Consider the following 24320-nt stretch of genomic DNA (forward strand, 5'->3'; position numbering starts at 1 on the left):
GACGCGCACGAGAAGGGAAGACGATGGAACCTCAGGAAGTCGACTTCGCGCACACCGAAGGCGCTGCGAAGCGACGACGCGAGAAGGCGATGGGACTCGCGCGGTACGTGTGGGATCGCGGAATCAGCGGTCAGGAACTCCTCGACCTCACCGATAGCACGCTGCGGAAACTCGCCCGGGCGGCCGGGTCGAACCCGCCGAGCACCATGGAGACGTGGCTGACCGTGGTCGAGTTGCTCGACCAGAAGTCGGCGTGGGCGGAGCGCCACCCCGACCATCCCGCCGCCACCCCGGCGCACCGCGACGAGAAGATCATGTGGGTGAAGCCGCCGATCGTCCCCTGGACCGACTGACCTGTGAGTACTTGTTAACCGCGGGCGGTTAACAAGTACTCACAGGCGGCGGAGCCGCAGGCCGGGTATATGGTGTCCGAGGCCGTCCGTACGGCCACGATCGGCGAGGGAACCCGGTGTGAATCCGGGGCTGACGCGCAACGGTAACGGTCCTTCGAGGGCCGGAGCCCGAATACTCCTGATCGCGTTCGGTGAATTCTCGGCTCCGCGACTGGGCCCTGATGAAGGAGTTCCCGCGCCATGCGCATCTCGTTCCGGCAGGCTGCTGCCGTTCTCTGCGCGGCATCCGCGCTGCTCGTCTCCGGTTGTTCGTCGGCCGGCGACTCCCCCGCCACCGAGGAGACCGCCGCCGCGGATTCCTCCCGCTACCCGATGACCCTGGAGAACTGCGGGCACACGGTCACCGTGGACGCGCCGCCTCAGCGGGCGGTGTCGCTGAACCAGGGTTCGACCGAGATCCTGCTGTCCCTCGGTCTGGCGGACCGCCTGGCGGGAACCGCCACCTGGACCGACCCCGTCCGCGACAATCTGACCGCCGACAACGCGAGGGTTCCGCGGCTCGCCGACAACAAGCCGTCGTTCGAGGTAGTACTCGACGCCGAACCCGATTTCGTGACGGCGTCGTTCGGCGGCACCCTCGGGCCGGGCGGTGTGGCCGATCGCGACCAGTTCGACCAACTGGGCGTCCCCAGCTATCTGTCGCCGACCGATTGCGAAGGCAAGACGGACGAGAGCGTCAACGCCGACGGGGCGCGCACCGAGCCGCTGCGCATCGACACCGTCTACGAGGAGATCCGCGAACTCGCCGCGATCTTCGACGTCCGCGACCGCGGTGAGCAGTTCGTCGCGGAATTGCAGCAGCGGTTCGACGCCGCCTCGCGTGAGGTCGAGGCCTCCGGGGTGTCGCTGGCGTACTGGTTCGCCGACACCAAGACCCCGTACATGGCGGGTTGCTGCGGATCCTCGGGCATCATCACCAACTCGGTCGGGGCGCAGAACATCTTCTCCGACACCACCAACGAGTGGCCGCAGGTGAGCTGGGAGAGCGTGCTCGACCGCGACCCCACCGCCCTCGTCCTCGCCGACCTCAGCCGCCGGAGCATCGACGGCGATGCGCTCGACAGCAAGATCGCGTTCCTCGAGTCGAACCCGGTGACGCAGCGGCTCACCGCCGTCCGGGACAAGCGGTACATCGTCGTGAACGGCGCCGACATGAACCCGTCGATCCGCACCGTCGACGGCGTGGAGAAGACGGCGGCCGCGCTGAAGCAGTGGGGACTGGCGAACTGACCTTGGCGGCAACACGGTTCGACTCCAGGCCGCTGCTCGCCGCGCTCCTCCTCGGCGGTGTGGTGGTGCTCGCGGCGTCGATCGGGGTCGTCATCACCCTCGGTCCGGCGAGCCTGTCGGTGGGCGACGTGTACGCGGTGGTCCTCGAGCACTTCGGTCTGGGCAGTTCGGGGGTGAGCAGGATCAAGGACGGCATCGTGTGGGAGTTGCGCCTGCCGCGGACCCTTCTCGCGGCGGTGTGCGGCGCGGGTCTGGCGTTGTGCGGAGCGATCATGCAGTCGCTGCTGCGCAATCCGCTCGCCGACCCGTTCGTGCTCGGCATCTCGTCGGGCGCGTCCACCGGGGCGGTGCTCGTCGTCGTCCTCGGTCTCGGCGCCGGGGCGGTGTCGTTGTCGGCGGGCGCATTCGCGGGTGCGGTGATCTCGTTCGCCCTGGTGATGCTGCTGGCGACCGGTGCAGGCGGCGGCACGTCGCGGGTGGTGCTCGCGGGAGTGGCCGGTACGCAACTTTTCTCCGCGTTGACGTCGTTCATCGTGATCTCGTCCGCCGACGCCGAGCAGACCCGCGGGGTGCTGTTCTGGCTGCTCGGGTCGCTGTCCGGGGCCGACTGGGCCGACGTGGCGCTCTGCGGGGCCGTCACCGCGATCGGCATCGGCGTCTGCCTCCTCACGTCCTCCGCGCTGGACGCCTTCACATTCGGGAACACCGCGGCCGCATCCCTCGGAGTGTCCGTGCGGTGGATCCGCCTCCTGCTCCTCACCGTCACCGCGCTGGTCACGGCGGCGCTCGTCAGCGCGGCGGGCGCGATCGGGTTCGTGGGGCTGGTCCTGCCGCACGCCGCACGGTTCCTCGTCGGCCCCCGGCACAGCCGGCTGCTGCCCACCACCGCCGTGGTCGGCGCGATCTTCATGGTGTGGGTGGACGCGATCGCCCGCACCGTGTTCGCACCCCAGGAAGTTCCCGTCGGGGTCGTCACCGCCCTGATCGGCGTCCCGGCCTTCGCCGTCATCCTCTTCCGCATGAGGACGAGCCCATGACCCTGCGCGCCGCGAACCTCGGCTGGAGCCGCGGCGGACACCTCGTGCTCGACGGGGTGTCCGTCGACCCCGCAGCAGGCGAGACCATCGGACTTCTCGGCCCCAACGGTTCGGGCAAGTCCTCACTGCTGCGATTGCTCAGCGGGATCGCCGAGCCCGACACCGGCCGGGTCCTCCTCGACGACACCGACATCAGGACCCTCCGGCGACGGCAGATCGCCCGCCGGGTGGCGATGGTCGATCAGCATTCCGACACGGAGGTCGACATCACCGTCCTCGACGTGGTCCGGCTCGGCCGCATCCCGCACCGCGGAATGTTCGGCGGCGACGAGTCGGCTGACGCCCCGGCCGTCGAGCGCGCCCTCCAGCACACCGGCATGACGTCGAAGTCGCACCGGCTGTGGCACACACTCTCCGGCGGCGAACGGCAACGCGCCCAGATCGCGCGGGCCCTCGCGCAGGAGCCGGACGAACTGCTGCTGGACGAGCCGACCAACCACCTGGACATCCAGCATCAGCTCGACATCCTGTCCCTGGTCGCCGAACTGCCTCTCACCAGCTACATCGCCCTGCACGATCTCAACCTCGCCGCGATGTTCTGCGATCGCGTAGTGGTGTTGGAGGGCGGCCGCATCGTCGCCGCCGGCTGTCCCGCCGAGGTGATCACCGAGGCCCTCGTCGAGCAGGTGTACCGGGTGCGGGCGGGGGTCACCGTCGATCCCGTCACCGGCTACCCGACCGTCACGTACCGTCCGGTGCGCTCCGCGCCCGTGAGTACTTATTAACCGCCCGTGGTTAATAAGTACTCACGGGCGCAGCATGAGAATGCGGTCGTCACCGTCCCCGGGATCGCCGCGCCCGTCGCGGTTGCTGGTGCTGAACCAGACGGCACCGTCCGGTGTCGCGACGACGGTACGTAGTCGCCCGTACTCGCCTTCGAACAGCGACTGCGGTTCGCCGAGCGAGCCGTCAACGCCCACGGGGATCCGCCACAGTCGTTCGCCGCGCAGCGCCGCGACCCACAGCGCGCCGTCCTGGAACGCGAGCCCGGACGGGGACGCCTCGCCGGTGGACCATTGGACCACCGGGTCGACGAAGCCTGCCTCGTCCGACCGCCCCTCGACCTCCGGCCATCCGTAGTTGCCGCCCGGTTGGATCAGGTTCACCTCGTCCCAGGTGTTCGCCCCGAACTCGGTGGCCCACAGCCGGCCGGCGTCGTCCCACGCGAGGCCCTGCACGTTGCGGTGCCCGAGCGACCAGACGGGTGAACCGGGGGTGGGGTTGTCGGCCGGGATCGACCCGTCGGGGTTGATCCGCAGGATCTTGCCGCCAAGGGAGGACGGGTCCTGGGCGCGTGGCCGGTCGCCGGCTTCACCGGTGGCGACGTACAGCCTGCCGTCCGGGCCGAATGCGATCCGCCCGCCGTCGTGGATGGATCCGGCGGGGATGCCCGTCAGGATCGGGGCCGGCTCGCCGAGGCTGCGACCGTCGAACCGCAGGGCGACCACCCGGTTGTCGTCGTCCGTGGTCAGATACGCGTAGATCGTCTGATCCGACGCGTAGGAGGGCGAGACGGCCAGGCCCAGCAGCCCCGATTCGCCCCGAGCCGCCACGCCGGGCACCTCGCCGATCACGGTCGTGTCGCCGTTCGCCTGCAGGCGCCGGATCGCGCCGCTGTCGCGTTCCGCGATCAGTGCCGTTCCGTCCGGCAGGAGCGCTATCCCCCATGGCACGTCGAGGTCGGCGGCGATCACCGTGGGCTCGCTGCCTGCGGGTGCGGCGACTGCGGTGGTCGCCGACGGCTCCGCGGAACTCCCCTCCGACTGGCATGCCGCGCACGTGACGGCCACCAGCAACGCTGTGGCCGCGAAAAGTCGCCGTCCCATGGGTGTCCTCCCGTCACGCGACCGCACCCTGTTCATCCTCCCCCAGGTGAGTGGCAAAGTATCCTCGACCACGCATCGCCACTCACATGAGGAGGTGACGGCGGGTGATCCTTCCGCGGAAGATCGCGCAGGGGGTGGCAGACGGCGCCGTCACGGTCGCCTTCCGCCGCTGGGCAGCACCGCGGGTGCTCGAGGGCTCGGAGTTCCACACCGTCTCCGGAATGGTCCGGATCAGCTCGATCACGACCGTCGACCCGGACGGAATCACCGAGGCCGACGCCCGCCGCGCCGGGGCCGCGTCCGTCGCCGACGCGCTGGCCGCGCTGCGCGGCACCCCCGGACAGCCGGTGTACCGGATCGGCCTCGAGTGGGTCGGCGAGGATCCCCGCATCGCACTGAGCAGCGACGACGACCTCTCGGACGACACGATCGCGGATATCGCGCAGCACCTGGAGCGCCTGGATGCGCGGAGCAGTCACGGCCCGTGGACGCGCACGATCCTGCAGCTCGTCGCCGACAACCCCGGCCGCCGCGCGCCCGATCTCGCGGAGAGCCTCGGCCGCGAGACGCAGCCGTTCAAGCGGGACGTCCGGAAGCTGAAGAACCTGGGGCTGACGCACAGCCTCGACGTCGGGTACCGGATCTCGCCGCGTGGCGCCGCCTACCTCGCGGCAACCGCTCCCGACGACCTCTGATCGGTGATTCGCCGCGCTTACACTGTGCTCCATGGCCACTGCGGGCGATCTGAATCTGGAGCGGTATTTCGAACGGATCGGATACGACGGCGACCGATCCGCGACGACGGCGACGCTGAACCAGGTTGCCGCACATCACGCCCGGTCGATCCCGTTCGAGAACCTCGACCCGTTCCTCGGCACACCGAACCGGCTCGATTTGCCGTCGCTTCAACAGAAATTGGTCGAATCACGAAGAGGCGGTTACTGCTTCGAGCAGAATCTTCTGCTGCGGGCTGTCCTGCTCGAGCTCGGATTCGACGTGACGCCGCTGGCCGCGCGGGTTCTGTGGGGATCTCCGATCGATGCGGTCACTCCGCGCTCACACATGCTGTTGCTCGTCGACGTCGCCGGCGAGCGGCGGCTCATCGACGTCGGGTTCGGCGGCATGACCCTCAACACGACGCTGCGCCTCGAACTGGACACCGTGCAGGAGACCCCGCTGGAACCGTTCCGGCTGGTCGACGTCGCGGGCGATTACGCGATGCAGGCGCTCGTCGGTGACGAGTGGCGGACCCTCTACCGGTTCGACCTCACCAGGCAGTACCCCGTCGACTACGAGGCCCCCAACTGGTATCTGTCGACCTGGCCCGGATCGCATTTCGTGACCGGACTCATGGCGGCGCGGGCCACGGAAGACCGCCGCTACGCCCTGGCCGGAACGCGACTGACGGTGCACCACCTCGGCGGGTCGTCCGAGCGGCGCGAACTGGCGACCGTCGACGAACTGCGGGACAGTCTCGAGACCGATTTCCTCATCGACACGAGCGGACTGCCCGCACTGGATGCGGCGTTCAGCCGGCTCCGGCACACGTAGTCGCCCGGTAGCATGACGGCGTGCGCGAAACAGGTGGCTGCTGAGGTGGCCGAGCAGCCGGCGTCGGGGGAACGGTATTTCCTCGAGTCCCTGGACCGTGGCCTGAGCGTTCTCGAATGCTTCGACGACCAGCACCGGGAACGCACACTGAGTGAGGTGGCGCAGGCTGTCGGGATCACCCGGTCCACGGCGCGCCGTATTCTGCTCACCCTGGTGGACAAGGGTTTCCTGCGTCTCGACGGACGCAACTTCTCGCTCACGCCCCGCGTGCTGCGGTTCGGCTTCTCGTACCTCGCCGCGCTGCGACTACCGCAGGTCGCCGATCCGCACATCGAGGCTCTCGCGAAAGAGCTGGGCGAGACCATCTCGGTCACCATCCTCGACGGTCCCGACGTGGTGTACGTGGCGCGGGTCCGCTCGCCCAGGATCATCCGTATCTCCATCACGGTGGGCATGCGGTTCCCCGCGTACGCGACGTCGACGGGACGGGTGCTGCTGGCGGGACTTTCGGCCGACGCGCTCGACGGCTACCTGAAAGCCACCGAATTCCAGTCCTTCACACCCCACACGATCTCCGACGCCGAACAATTGCGCGCCGAGGTCCGGAAGGCCGCCGCGGACGGCTGGTCGATGTCGGAGAACGAACTCGAGATCGGTATCCGCGGCGCGGCCGTTCCCATCCGGGATCGGACGGGCGCCGTGGTCGCCGCCCTCAACTCCTCGCTGCAGGGCACCCAGTACACGCGGAACGACGTCGAGGCGTCGGTGGTGCCGAAACTCGTCGCGACCGCGGAGCGGATCGGTTCCGACCTGTCCCTCGGCTGACCACCTACGCGGCGCGCCTCGCCTGTCCAGCCATGTTCAATGCGCGTTCTCGAGCTTGGCTTGTGTGGCGGCGTCCGACTCGTCGGCACTCGAATCGGGCTGGAGTCGCCACGCGATCAGTGCGCTGACGATGCAGCCGCCGGCCAGGTACACGGCCACGAGGTGCCAGGACCCGCCGCTGGCGGTGACCAGCGCTGCCGCGATGAAAGGGGTGAAGCCGCCGCCGATCGCGCTGGCCACCTGGTATCCGACGCCCGCGCCGCTGTACCGGTACTCGGCCCCGAACATCTCGGTGAACAGGGGCTGCTGCACGCTGACGACCATGTCGTGCGAGATGTTGACGAGAAGCACGGCGAGGATGACGGTGCCGACCATCGACCCGTTCTCGAGGAAGAGGAAGAACGGGAACGCGCACACCGCGCCGATCAGGGCGCCGAGGATGTAGACGCGCCGCCGGCCGTGCTTGTCGGACAGCCACGCGAACAGCGGGATGGTGCCGATACCGACGGCACCGACGAGCAGGCCGACGTTGAGCATGAAGTTGCGCTCCATCCCCAGTTCCTGAGTGGAGTAGCTCAGCGCGAACGTGGTCACGATGTACATGGAGAACAGTTCGGCGAAACGCAGACCGATGATCTGGAGGAAGGCCTTCGGGTGGTTGCGCAGTGCCTCGACGAGCGGAATCCGCTTCTTGTCGTGCGCGGTCTGCTCCTCCTCGACTTTCTCGACCTTTTCGACGAACTCGGGGCTCTCCTGGACTCCGGCGCGGATCCACAGACCGATACCGACCAGGACGACGCTGGCGACGAAGGGGACACGCCAACCCCACTGACTGAACGCGTCCTCGGTGGTCAGGTTGCTCATGAGCATGACGAATCCGGTGGCGAGGATGAGTCCGACCGAGTAGCCGACCTGCACTCCGCTGCTGTAGAACGCCTTCTTCTTCGGCGGCGCGCTCTCGACGGCCATCAGCGCGGCCCCACCCCATTCGCCGCCGACGGCGAAGCCCTGGATGGCGCGCAGCGTGACGAGCAGGGCCGGTGCCCACCAGCCGATCGACCCGAACGACGGCAGCAGTCCGATCAGGCCGGTGCTCGTGCCCATGATCAGGACGGTGAGGATCAGCATCCGCTTGCGTCCGATGCGGTCGCCGTAGTGGCCGAACACCACGCCTCCGAGCGGTCGGAACAGGAACCCGACGCCGAACGTCGCGAACGCGGCGAGCGTTCCGATCGCCGGGCTGACGTTCGGGAAGAACTCCGAGTTGAAGACCAGTGCGGCGACCAACCCGTAGAGCAGGAAGTCGTACCAGTCGATGACCGCGCCGACGAAACTGCTCAGCGCTGCTCTTCGCGCCTGCTTCTCGGCTGCCGGGGTGAAGGCGTGATCGCTCATTCCGAAGTCCCGTCTAGGTTGGTGCCGGACAACCCTGTTCGCATATCGAACGCATGTCCGCTGATTGAATAATGTGACGGTAGCCATAGCGTTTCCGCGTTGTCAAGACAAAGCAGATGCGCGGCACCCACTGGGCAGATGCGTGGTACTGCCGTTTCGTCTATCTCGACCGCACGAAATTCACCGAATCGGCGGTTCCGGAGCCCCCGCGACTCGTACACACTTTCCCGAATCAGCGACGCACATCACACCCGGAGTAGCGCCGAAGGGATTTCTTCATGTCAGGAACCACCGATCCGCAGCTTCAGCACACGCTGAAGAAGCGGCACCTCTCGATGATCGCTATCGCGGGGGTGATCGGCGCAGGCCTCTTCGTGGGCTCCGGGGTCGCGATCCGCGAGACGGGCCCCGGCGTTCTCGTGGCCTACGCACTCGCGGGCATCGTCGTCATCCTGGTGATGCGCATGCTCGGCGAAATGTCGACCGCCAACCCCGAGACAGGATCGTTCTCGGCGTACGCCGACCGCGCGATCGGCCGCTGGGCCGGCTTCAGCATCGGCTGGCTCTATGCGTGGTTCTGGATCATCGTCCTCGGCATCGAGGCGACGGCAGGCGCAGTCATCATGAACCGCTGGATTCCCGACGTCCCGCAGTGGAGTTGGGCACTGATCCTGATGGTGTTGCTCACGCTGACGAACATCGCGTCCGTGAAGTCGTTCGGCGAGTTCGAGTTCTGGTTCGCGTCGATCAAGGTCGCAGCGATCGTCATCTTCCTGGTGCTCGGTGTCCTCGCGATCTGCGGAGCCCTGCCCGGCGTCGAAGCGCCCGGACTCACCAACCTCACCGGCCACGGCGGGTTCTTCCCCAACGGGGCAGGTGCCGTGTTCGCGGCGGTCCTCGTGGTCGTGTTCTCGTTCTTCGGTGCCGAGATCGCCACCATCGCCGCAGGTGAATCCGCGAACCCCGTGGCGGCAGTGCGCAATGCGGTGCGTTCCGTCGTGTGGCGCATCCTCATCTTCTACATCGGCTCCATCACCGTCGTCGTGACGCTGCTCCCCTGGGACGACGCCTCCGTCGCGCTCAGCCCGTACGTCGCCGTCATGGACTCGTTCGGCATCCCTGCGGCCGGCAACATCATGGACGTCGTCGTGCTCACCTCGGTGCTGTCCTGCCTGAACTCCGGCCTGTACACGGCGAGCCGCATGATCTTCTCGCTCTCCCGCCGCGGCGACGCCCCGGCCTCGCTGTCGAAGATCGGCTCGTCCGGCGTTCCGCGCCAGGCCGTGCTCGTCTCGACGGTTGTGGGATTCCTGACCGTGGGCCTCAACTTCCTGTACCCGGACACCGTGTTCCTGTTCCTCGTCAACTCCTCGGGCGCGATCGCCCTGTTCGTGTGGCTGGCCATCTCGGTGTCGCAGTTGCGCATGCGGCGCAGCCTCGAGGCGGAGGGCAAGGACCTGTCGCTGAAGATGTGGTTGTTCCCGTACCTGACGTGGTGCACCATCGCCGCCATCATCGCGCTCTGCGTCGGCATGCTCGTGCTGCCGGAGACCAGGAGCCAGATGTACGTCTCGATGGGACTCGCCGCCGTTGTGGTCGGAATCGGGATCTATCGTCAGCGCACGCGCGGTACCACCGACGAGACGCCGGATCCCTCGACCTCCGGCGAAACGGTCGACGTCCTCCGCCCCTGAGCTCGGACCGGCCACCGCCGTTCGCATAACGAACAGTAGTGCGCTCTCAGAACTCGGCGTACAGTCCCGCCGAGGGAAGGCCGGACCCACCGGCCCGAGGAAGGACCGAAGCTCATGAGGTGGGCGATTCTCGGCGCGAGCAACATCGCTGCAACACGCGTGCTCCCCGCGCTACGCGAGTGCGGGCAGACCGCGGCAGTCGTGCTCAGCGGTGACGCGGCGCGCGCGGAGGACTACCGGCGGACCCACGACATCGAGTCCGCCACCGGCGACCTGCGCGAGGCGGTGGGCGGGAACGTCCAGGCCGCCTACATCTCGTCGACCAACGACAAGCACTTCGACCACGCCATGGCCGCGATCGACGCGGGCCTGCACGTGCTGTGCGAGAAGCCGCTCTCCTTCGACATCACTCAGGCGCAGAAGATGGTCGACGCGGCCGCGGCCGCGGGGGTCGTCTTCGCGACCAACCATCACCTCCGCACCCATCCCGTTCACCGCGCAGCGCGAAAGATGCTGGCGGAGGGTGCGATCGGCGACATCCTGTCAGTGCGCGTCAGCAACGCCATCCTGCTGCGCCAGGCCCTGCGTGGGTGGCGCCTCGACGGCGTCGGCGGCGGAGTCGTCCTCGACCTCGCGGTGCACGACATCGACACGCTCCGCTTCGTCACCGGGATGGAACCGACCACGGTGACGGCGGTGGGCGTGTGCCAGGGACTGAGCGAGGGTCCGGCGGACGCCGTGATGACGAGCGGCGTGCTCGGCACTTCCACCCTGTTCTCGCTCCACGACGCGTACACGGTCCCGGGCGCCGTGACCGGATTCGAGATCCACGGAACGTCCGGCACTCTCGTCGCCACCGACTGCATGCGCCCCGATCCCACCGGAACGCTGCGGATCGTCGCGGACGGGCAGGACACGACCGTCCCGCTCGAAACCGTCGACAACCTGTACGCACCGGGGATCCGGGCGTTCGTCGACGCCGTCCGCGGGGACGGTGGGCCCGTGGCGACCGGACACGACGGACTGCGTTCGGTGACCGCCGCGCTGGCCGTCCTGCAGTCGATCGAGGAGGGCCGCGCGGTGCGTCCCTGAGGAGAGGTCGCTACATGATCAGCCCGCTGGGGCGTCGCCGCAGCGGCGACTGTTCCTGCACGGGCATCGAATTCGGCGGGACGGGGTAAGGTGCACCGGCGTTGAGCGTCCCAGCGGCCACGTTCGGCCCGCACTGCGCGATCGCCGCCTGCAAGCGTGGCCCGGGGTCGGTCATCACGGGAACACCGGAGTTCGGTGCCGACGAGAAGTCGAAGGCGGACGTCATGTCGCCGACGGCGCCGCGGCGCCACTCGGTGAGGTTGGGGACGGGCACGCCGAACCGCTTCTCCAGCAGCCGGAGCTGCGACGTGTGGTCGAACGTGTCGGACGCGACGAGGCCGCCGCGACTGTACGGCGAGATGATCAGCGACGGCACCCGGAAACCGAGGCCGATCGGACCGGGGTTGTTCTCGCTCTCCGACACCGTGTTCAACGGAACCGTGAGGTATTCGCCCGGGGTACCCGGCGGCGGGGTGGGCGGGGTGACGTGGTCGAAGAAGCCGCCGTTCTCGTCGTAACTGATGATCAGCGCCGTCTTCTCCCAGATCGCCGGGTTCGACGTGAGGATGTCGAGTACCTCGACGATCCCGACCGCGCCCGCGGCCGGCGGAAGCGCCGGATGCTCGCAGGTGAAGATGTTGGGCACGATCCAGGACACCGCGGGCAGGGTGCCGTTCGCGACGTCGGCCCGGAAGTCGTTCGGGTACGTCGGATCGAGGCCGCGGCGAGCGAGTTCCGAATTCGGGTCGCTGTACTGCGTGAAGCAGCCGAGCATCCCGTCGAGCGCCACACTCGACACGGGGCCGAGGTCCTTGTTGGCGTACACCTTCCAGCTGACGCCGGCCTCCTGCAGGTTCTCCGGATAGGTGCGCCACGAGTACACGAATTTGGGGATCACCGTCGGCGTCTCGACCAGCGGCCCGCCTGCCAGCCCGTCCGGGTCGATAGTGCCCGTCATCCAGTACAGCCGGTTCGGGTCCGTCGGTCCGAGTACCGAGCAGAAGTAGTGGTCGCAGATCGTGAAGGCATCCGCGAGGTCGTAGTGCACCGGGATGTCGGCTCGCGTGTAATAGCCCATCGTCGCGGGACCGTTGAGCGGCCCCTCGTGCGCGATGTGCACCGGCATCCACCGGTCCATCGCGCCGCCGTTCCACGCGTCGTGCTGAGGACCCCACGAATGGGTGGGGTCGTTGATGCACTCGCCGTCGAGGTGCGTGCCCTGCGTGGTGTCGAGCCGGAACGGGTTGAGAAACCCGGTCGGGGTCGGCCCGGCACCCGGCGTCCAGCCGTACTGCTGCCACGCCGGTGACGGGTCGTCGAACCCGCGCACCCCCGACAGCGTGCCGTAGTAGTGGTCGAACGAGCGGTTCTCCTGCATGAGGTAGACGAAGTGCTCGATGTCGTTCAGCGACCCGCTACCGCCCGGGTCCTGCGCGTAGGCGCGGTCGATCACCGGTCCCGCCCACGAACTGAGAAAGGCGGCGCCACCGGCCGCTGCGGCGGAGGCGAGGAACTTGCGTCGTGAGATGTCCGATGCCGGGGTCACGGATCGTGACGGTAGTCGCTGCGGACGCCGCCCGCCCGGCGAATGCGGAGGTTGCCCTACTGCGGGCCGAATGGCACATCACCTTCCAACGTGATGCGGTGCATGACACGGTGCTGGGTGCCGTAGTCGCGGTTGGCGTAGTGCACGGTGCTGCGGTTGTCCCACAGCACGAGGTCGCCGAGGCGCCAGCGGTGCCGCACGATGTGCTCGGGTTTGGTCAGGTGTGCGTAGAGGAAGTCGAGGATTCCCCGGCTCTCCGCCTCGGACACTCCGGCGATGTGGGACGTGAAGCCCGGGTTCACGAAGATGCCCTTGCGTCCCGAATCCGGGTGAACCCGCACGACGGGATGCTCGACGGGCACGAGCGCCGTGACTTCCTCACCGTCCCAGACGTTTCCCTTGCCGCCACGCTTCTGCGCGAGGTAGTACCCGAACTCGCGGTTGCCGTCGTGCACCGCGGTCAGCTGGTCGATCATCTGCCGGACCGGCAGCGAGAGAGACTCGTACGCGAGTTGGCTGTCGGCCCAGTTGGTGTCGCCTCCGTGCGGTGGGAGGACGACGGGGCGGAGGATCGACCCCAGCGGCGGTCGCTTCATGAACGTCACGTCGGTGTGCCACACGTCGGCGAAACCGTTGTCCTGGCTGTCGAGCGCGTACACCTCCTGCGCGACGTCGCCGCTGTCGTGGACGGGGTGCCCCGCGGTCAGCTGCCCGAGACGGCGACCGAACTCGATGTGGCTCGCGTCGTCCAGTGACTGACCCCGCAGGACCAGCACCTTGTGTTCGGTCAACGCCGACCGGATCGCGGCCACCTCGCCGTCGGTGGCGGCCCCGACGTCCAGGCCGATGATCTCGGCCCCGAAGTGGGGGCCGAACTTGTCGAGCGTCAGCGACGCTGTTCTGGTTTCGAATGCAGTACTCATGATGTCTTTCCGCGATGGTGATCGAGCCTGGAGACGGGCGCACCGGCCCGGACCTGCGAACGCGGAGAATGCGTGAGGAATTACCGGATGCCGGAGGCTACCGAGGACTGGACAGCACGCGGTACGCGCGCCGGGCCATCAGCAACAACAGATGTTGGCGCACGTACGGCACAGGTCGACGGTGAGGCGTCGCACCAGGTGAGTCGTATGCACGACGCAATTCCTACCGGATGGGAGGGAAATGAGCAAGCTCGGGGCAATCGGCGGCGATCAGCTCCAGCGCGCCTGACCGCCGTCGAGCGGGATGGTGGCGCCCGACAGGTAACCGGCGTCGGGGCCCACGAGGAAGACGACGGCACGTCCGATGTCCTGCTCGCAATCACCGATCCGGCCGAGCGGGATCGACTTCACGAACTCGGCGGCCTCCTCGGGATTGTTCTCCGTCCACCATTTCAGGCCCGGGGACAGTGCATGCGGCGCAATCGCATTGACACGGATCCCGTCGGGTCCCCATTCGCTGGCCGCGGTCCGGGTGAGCGAGCGCATCGCCTCCTTCGTGGCCGCGTAGAGCCCGTAGCCGCTGGTGTCCCACCGCACCGCCGACGAGCTGACGAGGTTGATGATCGAGCCGCCGCCGCGCGCCTTCAGGTGCGGGTAGCACAGCTGCATGAGGAACAGGGTGGCCACCGGACCGACGGCCATGGCGCGGTCGAGAAGTTTCGGAGTGATGTCGAGGAGCGGTCCGAGCGCGCTCGCGTTGGCGTTGTTGACGAGGATGTCGATGCCACCGAACGCGTCCACGACCCGGTCGACCATCGGGCCCAGCTGATCGCGTTTGCTGACGTCGCAGACGATCGGCTCGGCGACGCCGCCGAAGTCGGCGATGGCGGCGCACGTGTCGACGAGTTTCGCCTCCGTTCGCCCGACCACCGCGATCCGGGCGCCCTCCTTGGCCAGCGCGAACGCCATGCCGGCGCCCACTCCCTGACCGGCGCCGGTGATCAGTGCGACCTTGCCGTCCAGTGTCCCCATCACGAGTCTCCTTTGCCGGGTTCCGTGTCCGCTGCCCACCGGTTGGACGTCAGCCGGAAGCTGGGAATGTCGGACAGCGACATCACCGCCTCGTAGGTGCGCTCGTATCCGGTGTGCGCGATCCGCCATCGGCCGTCCGGTCCGCGGAAGTAGCGGTCGGAGTAGAACGCCGCCCCGCGCAGCAGCATGCCGTGTTCCGGGATCAGCACCGTGTCGGAGAGGTACCAGCGTCCGGTCGCCGTGTCGCCGTCGACGTCGATCTCCGGGTGACCGCAGTGGTGTTCGGTGATGGTGTTCGCTCCGAGGGTCGACTTCATGTATTCGACGAGCGCGTCGCGGGAGTCGAAGGTGAGGCGCTCACCGTAATTCGCGGTGGCGTCCGGCAGCAGGGTGTCGGCGAACTCGTCCCAGCTCTTCGTGTCCAGCGCGCGCAGGTACGCGTACTTGAGCCTGCTGATCGCGGCGACGTCCTCGAGATCGGAAACTGACACCTGTTCTACATACCACGGATGGCACACCACACGGACCGACTAGGGGATTATCGACTGACGCTGCCCGCGTCGACCGGCAGGGCGACGGACGTGATGTACCGCGCCTCGTCCGAGGCCAGGAACAGCGCGGCGTTGGCCACGTCGACCGGCTCGATCCACGGAATCGACAGCATGTTCATCGTCACGGCGGCCGCCGCGAACTCTTCGCGGGTGGGGTGCACGAGGTCGGGCCGGAACGCCCGCCGCACCATGTCGTTCTGGATCATGTCCGTGTCCACGTTCGTGGGATGCACGCTGTTGACCCGCACCCGGTGCGGCGCGAGCTCCTTGGCCAGCGACCGCATCAGTCCCACCACCCCGTGCTTGGCCGCGGTGTAGTGGGCGACGCCGACGAGCCCGCGCAGACCGGCGATGGAGCTCGTCAGGACCATCGCCCCGCCGCCCCGCTCGATCAGGTGCGGGGCCGCCGCCTTGCACGTCTGCCACACCCCCGTCAGATTGACGTCGAGCATCGTCTGCCACGTCTCGGAGTCGAGCTCCAGCGCGGCACCCGAGGACGTGATGCCTGCCGTCGCGCACACGAAGTCCAGCCCGCCCAGCTCGCCGGCCGCCGCGGTGACCGCCTCGGCGAGCGCCGTCCCGTCACGCACGTCCACCTGCGCGGTCACGATCCGGCGGCCGGTGTCCCGGACCAGTTTCGCGGTCTCCTCGAGGTCCTCCGGACTCGCCGGTGGCGTCACCACCGTGCCGACCGGGCCGCACAGGTCGACGGCGACGACGTCCGCGCCCTCCTGTGCGAACCGCAACGCCTGCGCCCGGCCGATCCCGCGTGCGGCACCGGTGACCAGGACGACTCTTCCGTTCACTCGACCTGTCATCTCTACACCTTCTGGGTCAGTCCGGCGTCGACCACGAGTTGTGTGCCGGTGATGTAACGCGATTCGTCCGAGGCCAGGAACAGCAGCGCATTGCTGACGTCCCGCGAGTCCAGCCACGGAACGGGCAGCATGTGGTTCGCTGCGAGGACGGGGACGACGTCGTCCCGGGTCGGATTCTCGAGGTCCGGCCGCAGCCGTGCCATCGTCTCGGAATTCAGGGTCATGCGGGTACCGACGGCACCGGGGTGCAGCACGTTCACCCGGATGAACTGCGGTCCGAGTTCGTTGGCGAGGGTCCGGGCCAACCCGACCACGGCGGTCTTGGACGCCGAATAGTGGGCGGCCCCGGCCACTGCCTTGATGCCGGCGGTCGAACTGACGATCACGACGGAACCGCCGCCGTCCCGCATCGCCGGAACCGCAGCCTTCGCCGTGTTCCAGATGCCGGTGACGTTGACGTCGAGCGATCGATGCCAGACCGAATCGTCGATCGTCCACGCCGGTCCGGGGTTGTCGCAGACACCGGCATTCGCGACGACGACGTCGAGGGGGCCCAATTCCGCGACTCCGGCGTCGACCGCCGCGCGCAACGCCGACGGGTCACGCACATCGGCGTGGGCGACGACCGCCCGCCGGCCGAGTTCGCCGACCAGCCTTCCCGTTTCGGTGAGATCCGATTCGGCCGACGGCAGATCGACGACGACGACGTCGGCGCCCTCCTCCGCGAGCCGGACCGCGTGACTGCGTCCCATGCCGTTTCCGGCACCGGTGATGAAGGCGACCTTGCCTGCCATCCGTGACATCGGTTGTCCCTTCTAGTCCAGGCGGCCCGGAGTCGGGTAGCTGCGCAGGGAGAGCCCCACCCGCCCGGTCTCCACCGCATCGTCGATCGATCCGCGCAGCGCGCCGCAGGTGGGGACGAACATCGAGTGCTCCCCCTCCTGCGCACGCTGGGCGAACTCCGGGCAGGTCTGCTCGGCGTCGCCCAGCCACTGCACGCTCGTGTGCGCCTCGCTGTATTTCTCCACGAGCACCGCATTACCGCAGCGCCGGCATTCGACGGGAAGCACTCAGCTCACCGCCCCGGTGACATTGCGGGGCCCCGCCCCGGCTGCATGCCGAGCGCCGACCCAGCCGAACACCATCGCGGGACCGATGGTCGCGCCTGCACCGGCGTAGTCGTTGCCCATCACGGACGCCGACGTGTTGCCCGTGGCATAGAGCCCGGCGATCGGTTCGCCGCTGCCACGGCACACCTGGCTGTGCTCGTTGCACACGAGCCCGCCCTTGGTGCCGAGGTCGCCGGCTTCCATCCGCACCGCGTAGTACGGGGCCCTGTCGACCTCGTCCAGGGTCGGGTTGGGCAGTCGCGGGTCGCCGTAGTACCGGTCGTAGGCGCTGTCGCCGCGACCGAAGTCGGCGTCGACCCCCGCACGCGCGAAACCATTGAACCGGGCGATCTCCGCGGACAGCGACTCCTCGGGAACGCCCATCTTCTGCGCGAGCTCGCCGAGGGATGCGGCGCGCTGCATCAGCCCAGTCTCGAACCACTCCGCGGGGAACTTCTGGCCGGGCATCACACCACCGAACTGGTAACGGCTCTTGGCCTTCGAGTCGAACACGAACCACACGGGGTCGTGACCACCGGCGATCTGGTCGTGGACGAACGACACGTACGGGGACGCCTCGTTGGTGAACCTCTTGCCGTTCTGGTCGACGATCAGCGACGGCGGGATCGACCGCTCCGACACCAGGACGTGCATGATGCCGTCCGGCCGCCGGAACGACGGCATCCACCAGGCGTCGTCCATCAGATCGACGGCGGCGCCGACCTGCTCCCCCGCGACGATTCCGTCTCCGGTGTTGTCGGGTGAGCCGGCGCTGTAGTTGTCCTTGCCGCCTTCCCGGAGGAACCGCTTCCGCATCTCCTCGCTCTGCTCGAATCCGCCGGTGGCCATCATGACGCCGCGGCGGGCGCGGATCCGCAGTTCCTGTCCCCCGGACTCGACGACCGCGCCCGTGACAGCTCCTGATTCGTCCGTGACCAGACCCTTCAGTGGGGAGTTCAGCCACAGCGGAACCCCTGCCTCCTGGAGCGTGAGCCGTAGCCGGCCGACGAGGGCCTGCCCCAGAGTCTCCATCCGCCTGCGCCGCAGCATCGCCAAGACCGAACGCCAGCCGACACCCAGCGCGGTCCTGCGTCCGGCCCAGGTGCGGAAGAACATGTTGAGGTGACGGAACTCGGTGGACGTCATGTACAGCCCACCCGGCATCGCGAGGGAGTTCGGCCGCTGCAGGTCGCCGTCGGCGCCGAGCTGGTTCATGTCGAACGGCAACGGTTCGACCGTCCGCCCCTTCGGCCGTCCGCCCACGTTCTCGGGGTGGTAGTCGGAATAGTCCTCGCACCAGGAGAACCGGAGATGCGGGCAGTTCTGTTCGAAGAACCTCATCATGGCCGGCCCCTGCTCGATGTACGCGTCGAGACGTTCGGCCGGAACGCTGTCGCCGACGATCGACTCCAGGTACTTCCGGACGTCGCCGGGGTCGTCGGCGCGACCTTCACGGACGAGGATCGGAGAGTTGGGAATCCACAGGGCGCCGCCGGACAGTGCCGTCGAACCGCCGTACACCCCCGACTTTTCGACGACGAGGGTGTCGAGTCCTCGCTCGGCCCCGGCGAGGGCGGCGGTCATTCCACCCGCACCGCTGCCGATCACCAGGAGATCTACCTCCCGGTCCCAGTTCTGCTCGTCTACGCTCATCGTGCACACCTTCCGAAGTGGTCTCGATCACACCCTGCCGGTGTCAATTGCTTTTTCCCACAGCCCTTCCCGCGGAGCGGGAGACAGCGGCACCGCCGCCGAGCGGGAGAAAGCGCGGCTACGTGGCCGCGGTGAAGATGCCGAGCCCGCCGCGGTACACCAGGAGCGGCGGCGCATCTCGGAGCACGTCCAGGCCGGTGACGCGCGCAACGACGATGGTGTGGTCACCGGCGTCGTGCTCGAACTCGACGGTGGCCTGCACCTGCGCGAGCACACCGTCCAGCGCCGGGGCACCGTTTCCGGCGTGCGACCACCCGACGCCGGAGAACTTGTCGGCGCCGCTGGTCGCGAACGTGCCGCACACGTCCCGCTGGTCGTGGGCGAGGACGTTGACGCAGACGTGTTCGCTCGCCCGCAGCCGCGGCCAGCTGGTCGACGTCCGTGCGGGGCTGAACGACACGTACGGCGGGTCCAGCGACAGCGACACGAAGGACTGGCACGTGAAGCCGTGCGGACTCTCGCCGTCGTGTGCGGTGATCACCGTGACGCCGGTGCAGAAGTGCCCGAGCACCGCCTTGAGCTCGGCGGGGTCGATGCGTCGTGCCACCGGCGGCACGGGTTCTTCGGTTCGGGTCATCGTGTCTCCTCGGATCGACGGGTTGCGTTCAGCCTGGCCGCGGCACCTCCCGGCGGGGAATGCCCCGTCCCGCCCAGCGGCAGGGTTTCGGGCTGTCCAGCCGGCGGCGCACGGTTGATAGGCTCGGGAAATGCCATCGTCCGACCCCACACAGAGCTCCGGGTTCGCCGGCCTCCGATCGACGAGCTGGCCGGTACTCGGCATCCTGTCGTTCGGCGAGGAACTGTCCGGCTACGACCTGAAGAAGTGGGCGTCGTACAGCGTGCGTTTCTTCTACTGGAGCCCGTCCTTCAGCCAGGTGTACTCGGAGCTGAAGAAGCTCGAGGACCTGAGATACGTGACGTCGCGGACCGTCGTGGACGACGGGGCGCGGGTGAAACCCAAGCGCCTGTACAAGATCACGGACGCGGGCATGGCCGTCATGCGCAGCTGGGCGCGGGAGGCGCCGATCGATCCGCCCGTCCTCAAGCACGGCGTGATGCTGCGCATGTGGCTCGGTCACCTCACCGAGCCGGAACAGCTCAAAGATGCCCTGAAGGAGCACATCTCGTACGTGGAGGGGATGAGCAGGCAGGCCGCACTCGACGCCCGCGATTCCGACGTCGAACCCACGTGGGCGTTCGCGCACATGGTCAACAAGTGGTCCGAGCGTTACTACGCAGCCGAGAGCGAGCTCGCGAAGCAGATGCTCGCCGACATCGACGACGCCGTCGAGCGGATGCACGGCGAAGGGACGCCGGAACATCCCGGTGTGCCGAAACCGGCCGCATCACATTCGATCCGGCGCTCCCGCGAGGCGCAGCAGGAGTACCAGGCCGCAATGAAAGCGGCACAGGACGCGGACGACGAGGCGGAGCGCGAAGACTAGCCGGACGGAGTCCGCACCGGTTCGGCCAGCAGATTCCGGAGCTGAGGCCACAGCTCTCGCCGCGCGGTCTGCGCCGCGGTCATCGCGTCGATCGTCAAGAATCCGTGGAACATTCCCTCGACCCGCCGGCATTGCACGGGAACACCGGCGTCGGCGAGCGCCCCGGCGTATTTCTCCCCCTCGTACCGGAGGGGATCGCGTTCGGCGGTGATCACGATCGCGGGTGGGAGCCCGCCGAGGTCCTCGGCCCGGACCGGGGCGGCGTAGGCGGGTACGGTCTCGCGGTGGGTCGGCAGGTACTGATCCCAATACCATTGCATCGCAGAGCGGGTGAGGAAGTGATCTTCCGCGAACTCCTCGTAGGACTCGGTGTCGAAGACCGGTTCGATGACGGGGTAGATCAGTAGCTGTCCGGTGACGGCGGGGGCCTCCCGGTCCCGGGCCATCAGCGCCGCGACCGCCGCGAGGTTGCCTCCGCTGCTGTCGCCGGCGACGAGAAGACGGTCCGGATCGCCGCCGAACTCGCGGGCGTGCTGCGCGACCCAGCACGTCGCAGCGTAGGCGTCGTCCGCTGCGGCGGGCCACTGCGATTCCGGGGCGAGTCGGTAGCCGACGGAGACGACGACGGCGCCGATCCCGTTGCACATCGCGCGGCAGAAGCCGTCGTGGCTGTCGAGGTCGCAGATCACGAACCCGCCGCCGTGGAAGAAGACGACGACGGGCAGGAACTCCGCGGGATGCCCTGCCGGCGAATAGATGCGTGCCGCAATCGGTCCGGCCCCGCCGGGGATCTCCCGGTCGCGCACACTACCGACCGACTCGGGGTCGACGACGGGCTTACGTCCCGCCTTCGTCGCCGCCCGCGCCTGCGCGCCCGTCATGGTCTCCACCCGGGGAAAGTTCTCGTTCAGTCCCCGGAGGATGGTCTCGGCCTGCTCGTCGAGCGGCATTCGTGCTCCTTCGTCCCGCCTCAGGCGGAGTATCGGTCGGCGCGTCCGGCGCCCGGCGTCGCGGTCGACATGTAATTGCGCCAGGTGCCCTTGGCGGACATGCGAATCGGTGCGGTCAGACGGTGATCGAGCTTGATCTGGCTGCTCGGACCGCACACGGAGATGGCCGCCACCACGTTGTCCTCGGTGCCCACCGGCACGGCGACGCAGCTGACGCCCACGAGATCCTCTTCCCGGTCGTATGCCGCCCCACGTTCACGGGTCTTCTGCAGTTCCGCGCGGAACGCGGCAGGTGAGTCGATGCTGAATCGTGTGCTGCGGGGCAGACCCGCCTCGACGACGCGGTCGACCACGGACTCGGTCGAGTGCGCCAGCAGCACCTTGCCGACACTCGTACAGTGCGCGGGCTGGCGGCCGCCGACGCGGGACGGCAACCCGACGCCGAACCGTCCGGCGATCTTCTCCAGGTAGACGACGTCGATTCCTTCGAGCACTGCGAGGTGCACGGCGTGCCCGGTGAGCCGGTGAAGTTCGTGCAGGAAGGGCAGCGCGGCCCGGTGCAGACGGTCCTGATGCACGGCCAGCGACCCGAGTTCGAACAGCCGCATGCCGAGTTCGTAGTCGCGGCCTTCCCGGCGGAGCCACCGCAGCTGGACGAGACGTTCGAGCATCCGGTGCGCGGAGGATCGCGGAAGCCCCGTGCGGCGCACGATCTGCGCGAGCGTGAGCCTGCCCGGGCCGTCGAAGGCGTCGAGGAGAAGGGCGGCGCGATCGAGGCCGGCGGTGGGGGTGGGGCTGAGTGTCGTCGTCATGGGGACCTCCGTAGCGGCGCTGCTCGATGCGGCGACGCGGTGTGTGACTGGCGACACTTACTATAAATAGGCATATACCTATTTGCAATAGTGCTGGCTGAACGACCCCGAACAGCCCACAGGCCCGGCGCACGCATCGAGTGGATACGCACACCGGGCCCGGACACCCCTTTACATGGCCGCCAGCGGCTCGCTTCCCGACCAGTCGTGGCCCCAGTAGCTGTCGGCGGTGATCTCCTCCGCGGAGTAGTACTTCTCGTCCACCTTCATGCCCTCGGTGCCGAACTCGATGTCCCAGCCGCCGGGGGCACGCACGTAGAACGACACCATCTTGTCGTTGGTGTGGCGGCCGAGGGTCGAGGAGACGGAGAACCCGTCCTTGACGACGCGGTCGAGCGCCTGCCCGACGGCGTCGAGCGTGTCGACCTCCACCATGATGTGCACCAGTCCCGGCGCACCGCCGTGCGGCGCGGGGCACAGAGCCAGGCTGTGATGACGCTCGTTGACGCCCAGGAAGCGCACCCGCATCGGACCGAACTCCGGCGGAGCCGGGATGCGGAAGGCGCCGCGGGGAAGGAAGCCGAGCACCTCGGTGTAGAAGTCGAACGCGCCACTGAAGTCCATCACCGGCAGCACGACGTGGCCGAGGCCCTGCGCCCCCGTGACGAACTTCGCGCCGAACGGGGTGACCACCGGGCTGTGGTCGAGGACGGCGCCGTGGAAGATCTCGATCGTCGCACCGGTCGGGTCCTGGAACGTGACGACCTCCTCGACGCGGCGGGCGTCGGCCTCTTCCACCGCGAGCGGTTTGACGGCGATCCCGGCGCCCTCGACCGCCTCCTGAACCCGGACCAGGCCCGCATGGTCGCGAACCTCCCACCCGATGGTGACGACCTCGTCCGTCTCGCCCGGCACGACCACGATGCGGGCCGCGCGCTCGTCCATGCGGAGGTACAGTGCGTCCTCGTCCGGGCCCGAACCCTCGGCGAATCCGAGCACGTCGAACGCGAACGTGCGCCACCGCTCCAGGTCGTTGGTCTGGATCTTGACGTAGCCAAGCCCCTTGATGTCTGTCATGTGTTGTCCTTCTGCTGTTTTCGAGATCCGACGCCGGTCAGATCATCGACTTGAGGTTGTCGGCCGGGTCGAGGCCGAGCGAGCTGAGCGCCGACGCGTGGTAGACGGTGCTCGGCACATGGATGGCGTGTGCCAGGCCGGCGTGCGCGTCCCGCCAGTACCGCTGCAGGGGCTTGTCCATCCGCAGCGCATTGCCACCCGACCGCGCGAAGATCTGGTCGACGGCGGTGACCGCACGCCATGCGGCCCGCACCTGTGTCCGGCGTCCCGCCGCGCGGTCCTCGAAGGTGACCTCCCTGCCCGACTCGACGAGGCCCCAGATCCTGTCGACGTTGGCGAGCAGTTCCTGGCGGGCGGCGTTGATGTCGGCCGCGGCCTCGCCCACGGCGAACAGGACGTAGGGGTCGTCCTTGATCGCGGTGCCCTGCGCGCCGACGCGGTCGCGCTGGTAGTCGAGGTGCGCGGCGAGGGCGCCCTCGGCGATTCCCACCACGGCGGAGGAGATCCCGAGCGGGAACATCGTCGACCACGGCATGTTGTACAGCGTCTCGGTGCGCCCGAACTTCTGCACCGCGGTGCCGTTCATGACCTCGTCGGCGTCCATCACCCGGTAGTCGGGGACGAAGGCGTTCCGGACGATGATGTCCTTGGAACCGGTGCCCTTGAGCCCGACGACGTTCCACGAGTCCTCGACGATCTCGTAGTCGCTGCGCGGCAGGATCATGTGCAGCATCTTCGGCGGCAGGGCCATCGCGCCGTCCTTGTCGCCGAGCATCGCACCGAGGAAGATCCAGTCGCAGTGATCGGTTCCCGACGAGAACTGCCAGCGTCCGCTGAAGAGGTAGCCGCCGTCGACCGGGGTCGCGATCCCGGTCGGCGCGTACGGCGAGGCCATCCAGGTGTCGGAGTCTGCCGCCCACACCTCGTCCTGCACCTTCGGATCGGCGAACGCCAGCTGCCAGGGGTGCACGCCGACGATGCCGCACACCCAGCCCGTGGCCGGGTCGAGGGACGCCGCGGCCATCACCGTCTCCGCGAACTCGCGCGGATGAGCCTCGTAGCCGCCGTACTTGCCGGGCTGGAGGAGCTTGATCGGGCCGGCCTCGCGGAGCTTCTTTGCCGTGTCGTCGGGCAGCCGGCCGATCCGCTCGGCCTCGGGCGCCTGATCGCGGAGCTGATCCGCGATAGAGATGATGTTGTCGAGAACCTCGTGGGTCATCT

Annotated in this window: 25 protein-coding genes and 1 riboswitch; of the genes, 10 read left to right on the forward strand and 15 right to left on the reverse strand. The window is 68.2% G+C overall.

What is annotated here, in order from left to right; translation table 11 throughout:
• Nucleotides 1-23 precede the first annotated feature (23 nt).
• From ACFVJ3_RS23375 to ACFVJ3_RS23390, 4 genes are all read left to right on the forward strand, one after another.
• A complete protein-coding gene (locus ACFVJ3_RS23375; protein ID WP_378454297.1) occupies nt 24-353 on the forward strand; it encodes a hypothetical protein in 330 nt (109 codons plus the stop codon).
• A gap of 108 nt (nt 354-461) precedes the next feature.
• Nucleotides 462-529: riboswitch (cobalamin riboswitch) on the forward strand.
• A gap of 64 nt (nt 530-593) precedes the next feature.
• Nucleotides 594-1643: an ABC transporter substrate-binding protein gene (locus tag ACFVJ3_RS23380; RefSeq protein WP_378454298.1), complete on the forward strand. Its 1050-nt coding sequence runs from the start codon at nt 594-596 to the stop codon at nt 1641-1643.
• The gene (locus ACFVJ3_RS23385; protein ID WP_378454299.1) at nt 1625-2680 is read left to right on the forward strand and encodes a FecCD family ABC transporter permease; all 1056 of its coding nucleotides are present in this window, start codon (nt 1625-1627) and stop codon (nt 2678-2680) included. Before ACFVJ3_RS23380 ends, ACFVJ3_RS23385 begins: the two co-directional genes overlap by 19 nt.
• A complete protein-coding gene (locus ACFVJ3_RS23390) occupies nt 2677-3465 on the forward strand; it encodes an ABC transporter ATP-binding protein (protein ID WP_378454300.1) in 789 nt (262 codons plus the stop codon). The genes ACFVJ3_RS23385 and ACFVJ3_RS23390 overlap by 4 nt, the downstream gene beginning before the upstream one ends.
• Before the next feature lie 21 nt (nt 3466-3486).
• Here ACFVJ3_RS23390 and ACFVJ3_RS23395 read toward each other — a convergent pair whose 3' ends face one another.
• Nucleotides 3487-4566: a PQQ-dependent sugar dehydrogenase gene (locus ACFVJ3_RS23395; protein WP_378454301.1), complete on the reverse strand. Its 1080-nt coding sequence runs from the start codon at nt 4564-4566 to the stop codon at nt 3487-3489.
• Between the two features lie 104 nt (nt 4567-4670).
• On the opposite strand from ACFVJ3_RS23395, the gene ACFVJ3_RS23400 reads away from it, so the two are divergent.
• The 3 genes from ACFVJ3_RS23400 to ACFVJ3_RS23410 are packed head-to-tail and all read left to right on the forward strand — an operon-like array spanning nt 4671 to nt 6942.
• Nucleotides 4671-5261 carry a hypothetical protein gene (locus tag ACFVJ3_RS23400; protein ID WP_378454302.1) on the forward strand — a complete coding sequence of 197 codons (591 nt, stop codon included), beginning with the start codon at nt 4671-4673 and terminating at the stop codon, nt 5259-5261.
• A 31-nt stretch (nt 5262-5292) separates the two neighbouring features.
• Nucleotides 5293-6117: an arylamine N-acetyltransferase gene (locus ACFVJ3_RS23405; protein ID WP_378454303.1), complete on the forward strand. Its 825-nt coding sequence runs from the start codon at nt 5293-5295 to the stop codon at nt 6115-6117.
• Between the two features lie 45 nt (nt 6118-6162).
• Nucleotides 6163-6942, forward strand: coding sequence for an IclR family transcriptional regulator C-terminal domain-containing protein (locus ACFVJ3_RS23410; RefSeq protein WP_378454304.1), 780 nt, complete (start codon nt 6163-6165; stop codon nt 6940-6942).
• A gap of 36 nt (nt 6943-6978) precedes the next feature.
• On the opposite strand, the gene shiA is transcribed toward ACFVJ3_RS23410, so the two are convergent.
• Nucleotides 6979-8337, reverse strand: a complete 1359-nt coding sequence (shiA, locus tag ACFVJ3_RS23415; RefSeq protein WP_378454305.1) for a shikimate transporter — start codon at nt 8335-8337, stop codon at nt 6979-6981.
• A 278-nt stretch (nt 8338-8615) separates the two neighbouring features.
• On the opposite strand from shiA, the gene ACFVJ3_RS23420 reads away from it, so the two are divergent.
• Together ACFVJ3_RS23420 and ACFVJ3_RS23425 are read left to right on the forward strand one after the other, a co-directional pair.
• Complete coding sequence (locus tag ACFVJ3_RS23420; RefSeq protein WP_378454306.1) at nt 8616-10031, forward strand: amino acid permease; 1416 nt, start codon at nt 8616-8618, stop codon at nt 10029-10031.
• Between the two features lie 114 nt (nt 10032-10145).
• A complete protein-coding gene (locus tag ACFVJ3_RS23425) occupies nt 10146-11123 on the forward strand; it encodes a Gfo/Idh/MocA family protein (RefSeq protein WP_378454307.1) in 978 nt (325 codons plus the stop codon).
• Between the two features lie 10 nt (nt 11124-11133).
• Here the strand turns inward: ACFVJ3_RS23425 and ACFVJ3_RS23430 are convergent, their stop codons facing one another.
• The 9 genes from ACFVJ3_RS23430 to ACFVJ3_RS23470 form a co-directional block, all read right to left on the reverse strand.
• A complete protein-coding gene (locus ACFVJ3_RS23430; protein WP_378454308.1) occupies nt 11134-12669 on the reverse strand; it encodes a phospholipase C in 1536 nt (511 codons plus the stop codon).
• A gap of 56 nt (nt 12670-12725) precedes the next feature.
• Entirely contained in the window at nt 12726-13592 is an 867-nt protein-coding gene (locus ACFVJ3_RS23435; RefSeq protein WP_378454309.1) for a TauD/TfdA dioxygenase family protein, read from the reverse strand.
• 270 nt (nt 13593-13862) lie between these two features.
• Nucleotides 13863-14624 (reverse strand): SDR family NAD(P)-dependent oxidoreductase, encoded by a 762-nt coding sequence (locus ACFVJ3_RS23440; RefSeq protein ID WP_378454310.1) that lies wholly within the window; start codon nt 14622-14624, stop codon nt 13863-13865.
• Nucleotides 14624-15115, reverse strand: coding sequence for a nuclear transport factor 2 family protein (locus ACFVJ3_RS23445; protein ID WP_378454311.1), 492 nt, complete (start codon nt 15113-15115; stop codon nt 14624-14626). Before ACFVJ3_RS23445 ends, ACFVJ3_RS23440 begins: the two co-directional genes overlap by 1 nt.
• A gap of 47 nt (nt 15116-15162) precedes the next feature.
• Entirely contained in the window at nt 15163-15993 is an 831-nt protein-coding gene (locus tag ACFVJ3_RS23450; protein ID WP_378454312.1) for a mycofactocin-coupled SDR family oxidoreductase, read from the reverse strand.
• A gap of 2 nt (nt 15994-15995) precedes the next feature.
• Nucleotides 15996-16796, reverse strand: coding sequence for a mycofactocin-coupled SDR family oxidoreductase (locus tag ACFVJ3_RS23455; RefSeq protein ID WP_378454313.1), 801 nt, complete (start codon nt 16794-16796; stop codon nt 15996-15998).
• Between the two features lie 12 nt (nt 16797-16808).
• Complete coding sequence (locus tag ACFVJ3_RS23460) at nt 16809-17063, reverse strand: hypothetical protein (protein ID WP_378454314.1); 255 nt, start codon at nt 17061-17063, stop codon at nt 16809-16811.
• On the reverse strand, nt 17064-18755 hold the full coding sequence (locus ACFVJ3_RS23465) for an FAD-binding protein (RefSeq protein WP_378454315.1): 1692 nt from the start codon (nt 18753-18755) through the stop codon (nt 17064-17066).
• A gap of 118 nt (nt 18756-18873) precedes the next feature.
• A complete protein-coding gene (locus ACFVJ3_RS23470) occupies nt 18874-19392 on the reverse strand; it encodes a flavin reductase family protein (protein WP_378454316.1) in 519 nt (172 codons plus the stop codon).
• 130 nt (nt 19393-19522) lie between these two features.
• On the opposite strand from ACFVJ3_RS23470, the gene ACFVJ3_RS23475 reads away from it, so the two are divergent.
• The gene (locus tag ACFVJ3_RS23475; protein ID WP_378454317.1) at nt 19523-20260 is read left to right on the forward strand and encodes a PadR family transcriptional regulator; all 738 of its coding nucleotides are present in this window, start codon (nt 19523-19525) and stop codon (nt 20258-20260) included.
• On the opposite strand, the gene ACFVJ3_RS23480 is transcribed toward ACFVJ3_RS23475, so the two are convergent.
• From ACFVJ3_RS23480 to ACFVJ3_RS23495, 4 genes are all read right to left on the reverse strand, one after another.
• Nucleotides 20257-21210, reverse strand: a complete 954-nt coding sequence (locus tag ACFVJ3_RS23480) for an alpha/beta hydrolase (protein WP_378454318.1) — start codon at nt 21208-21210, stop codon at nt 20257-20259. The two genes, ACFVJ3_RS23475 and ACFVJ3_RS23480, sit on opposite strands and share 4 nt — an antisense overlap.
• 20 nt (nt 21211-21230) lie before the next feature.
• Nucleotides 21231-22022 (reverse strand): IclR family transcriptional regulator, encoded by a 792-nt coding sequence (locus ACFVJ3_RS23485; protein ID WP_378454319.1) that lies wholly within the window; start codon nt 22020-22022, stop codon nt 21231-21233.
• Nucleotides 22023-22193: 171 nt separating this feature from the next.
• Nucleotides 22194-23099, reverse strand: a complete 906-nt coding sequence (bphC, locus tag ACFVJ3_RS23490) for a biphenyl-2,3-diol 1,2-dioxygenase (RefSeq protein ID WP_378454320.1) — start codon at nt 23097-23099, stop codon at nt 22194-22196.
• A 37-nt stretch (nt 23100-23136) separates the two neighbouring features.
• Nucleotides 23137-24318 (reverse strand): acyl-CoA dehydrogenase family protein, encoded by a 1182-nt coding sequence (locus ACFVJ3_RS23495; protein ID WP_378454321.1) that lies wholly within the window; start codon nt 24316-24318, stop codon nt 23137-23139.
• Nucleotides 24319-24320: the final 2 nt, after the last annotated feature.

This window comes from Rhodococcus sp. NPDC127593, assembly GCF_042671975.1.
In the GTDB taxonomy this organism is placed as follows: domain Bacteria; phylum Actinomycetota; class Actinomycetes; order Mycobacteriales; family Mycobacteriaceae; genus Rhodococcus_F.

Excerpts from the sequence above, each read along its gene's own strand:
- ACFVJ3_RS23375 (WP_378454297.1), top strand. The coding sequence starts at position 24 with ATGGAACCTCAGGAAGTCGACTTCGCGCACACCGAAGGCGCTGCGAAG.
- ACFVJ3_RS23380 (WP_378454298.1), top strand. The coding sequence starts at position 594 with ATGCGCATCTCGTTCCGGCAGGCTGCTGCCGTTCTCTGCGCGGCATCC.
- ACFVJ3_RS23390 (WP_378454300.1), top strand. The coding sequence starts at position 2,677 with ATGACCCTGCGCGCCGCGAACCTCGGCTGGAGCCGCGGCGGACACCTC.
- ACFVJ3_RS23395 (WP_378454301.1), bottom strand. The coding sequence starts at position 4,566 with ATGGGACGGCGACTTTTCGCGGCCACAGCGTTGCTGGTGGCCGTCACG.
- ACFVJ3_RS23405 (WP_378454303.1), top strand. The coding sequence starts at position 5,293 with ATGGCCACTGCGGGCGATCTGAATCTGGAGCGGTATTTCGAACGGATC.
- shiA (WP_378454305.1), bottom strand. The coding sequence starts at position 8,337 with ATGAGCGATCACGCCTTCACCCCGGCAGCCGAGAAGCAGGCGCGAAGA.
- ACFVJ3_RS23420 (WP_378454306.1), top strand. The coding sequence starts at position 8,616 with ATGTCAGGAACCACCGATCCGCAGCTTCAGCACACGCTGAAGAAGCGG.
- ACFVJ3_RS23425 (WP_378454307.1), top strand. The coding sequence starts at position 10,146 with ATGAGGTGGGCGATTCTCGGCGCGAGCAACATCGCTGCAACACGCGTG.
- ACFVJ3_RS23435 (WP_378454309.1), bottom strand. The coding sequence starts at position 13,592 with ATGAGTACTGCATTCGAAACCAGAACAGCGTCGCTGACGCTCGACAAG.
- ACFVJ3_RS23440 (WP_378454310.1), bottom strand. The coding sequence starts at position 14,624 with ATGGGGACACTGGACGGCAAGGTCGCACTGATCACCGGCGCCGGTCAG.
- ACFVJ3_RS23450 (WP_378454312.1), bottom strand. The coding sequence starts at position 15,993 with ATGACAGGTCGAGTGAACGGAAGAGTCGTCCTGGTCACCGGTGCCGCA.
- ACFVJ3_RS23455 (WP_378454313.1), bottom strand. The coding sequence starts at position 16,796 with ATGTCACGGATGGCAGGCAAGGTCGCCTTCATCACCGGTGCCGGAAAC.
- ACFVJ3_RS23465 (WP_378454315.1), bottom strand. The coding sequence starts at position 18,755 with ATGAGCGTAGACGAGCAGAACTGGGACCGGGAGGTAGATCTCCTGGTG.
- ACFVJ3_RS23470 (WP_378454316.1), bottom strand. The coding sequence starts at position 19,392 with ATGACCCGAACCGAAGAACCCGTGCCGCCGGTGGCACGACGCATCGAC.
- ACFVJ3_RS23475 (WP_378454317.1), top strand. The coding sequence starts at position 19,523 with ATGCCATCGTCCGACCCCACACAGAGCTCCGGGTTCGCCGGCCTCCGA.
- ACFVJ3_RS23480 (WP_378454318.1), bottom strand. The coding sequence starts at position 21,210 with ATGCCGCTCGACGAGCAGGCCGAGACCATCCTCCGGGGACTGAACGAG.
- ACFVJ3_RS23485 (WP_378454319.1), bottom strand. The coding sequence starts at position 22,022 with ATGACGACGACACTCAGCCCCACCCCCACCGCCGGCCTCGATCGCGCC.
- bphC (WP_378454320.1), bottom strand. The coding sequence starts at position 23,099 with ATGACAGACATCAAGGGGCTTGGCTACGTCAAGATCCAGACCAACGAC.
- ACFVJ3_RS23495 (WP_378454321.1), bottom strand. The coding sequence starts at position 24,318 with ATGACCCACGAGGTTCTCGACAACATCATCTCTATCGCGGATCAGCTC.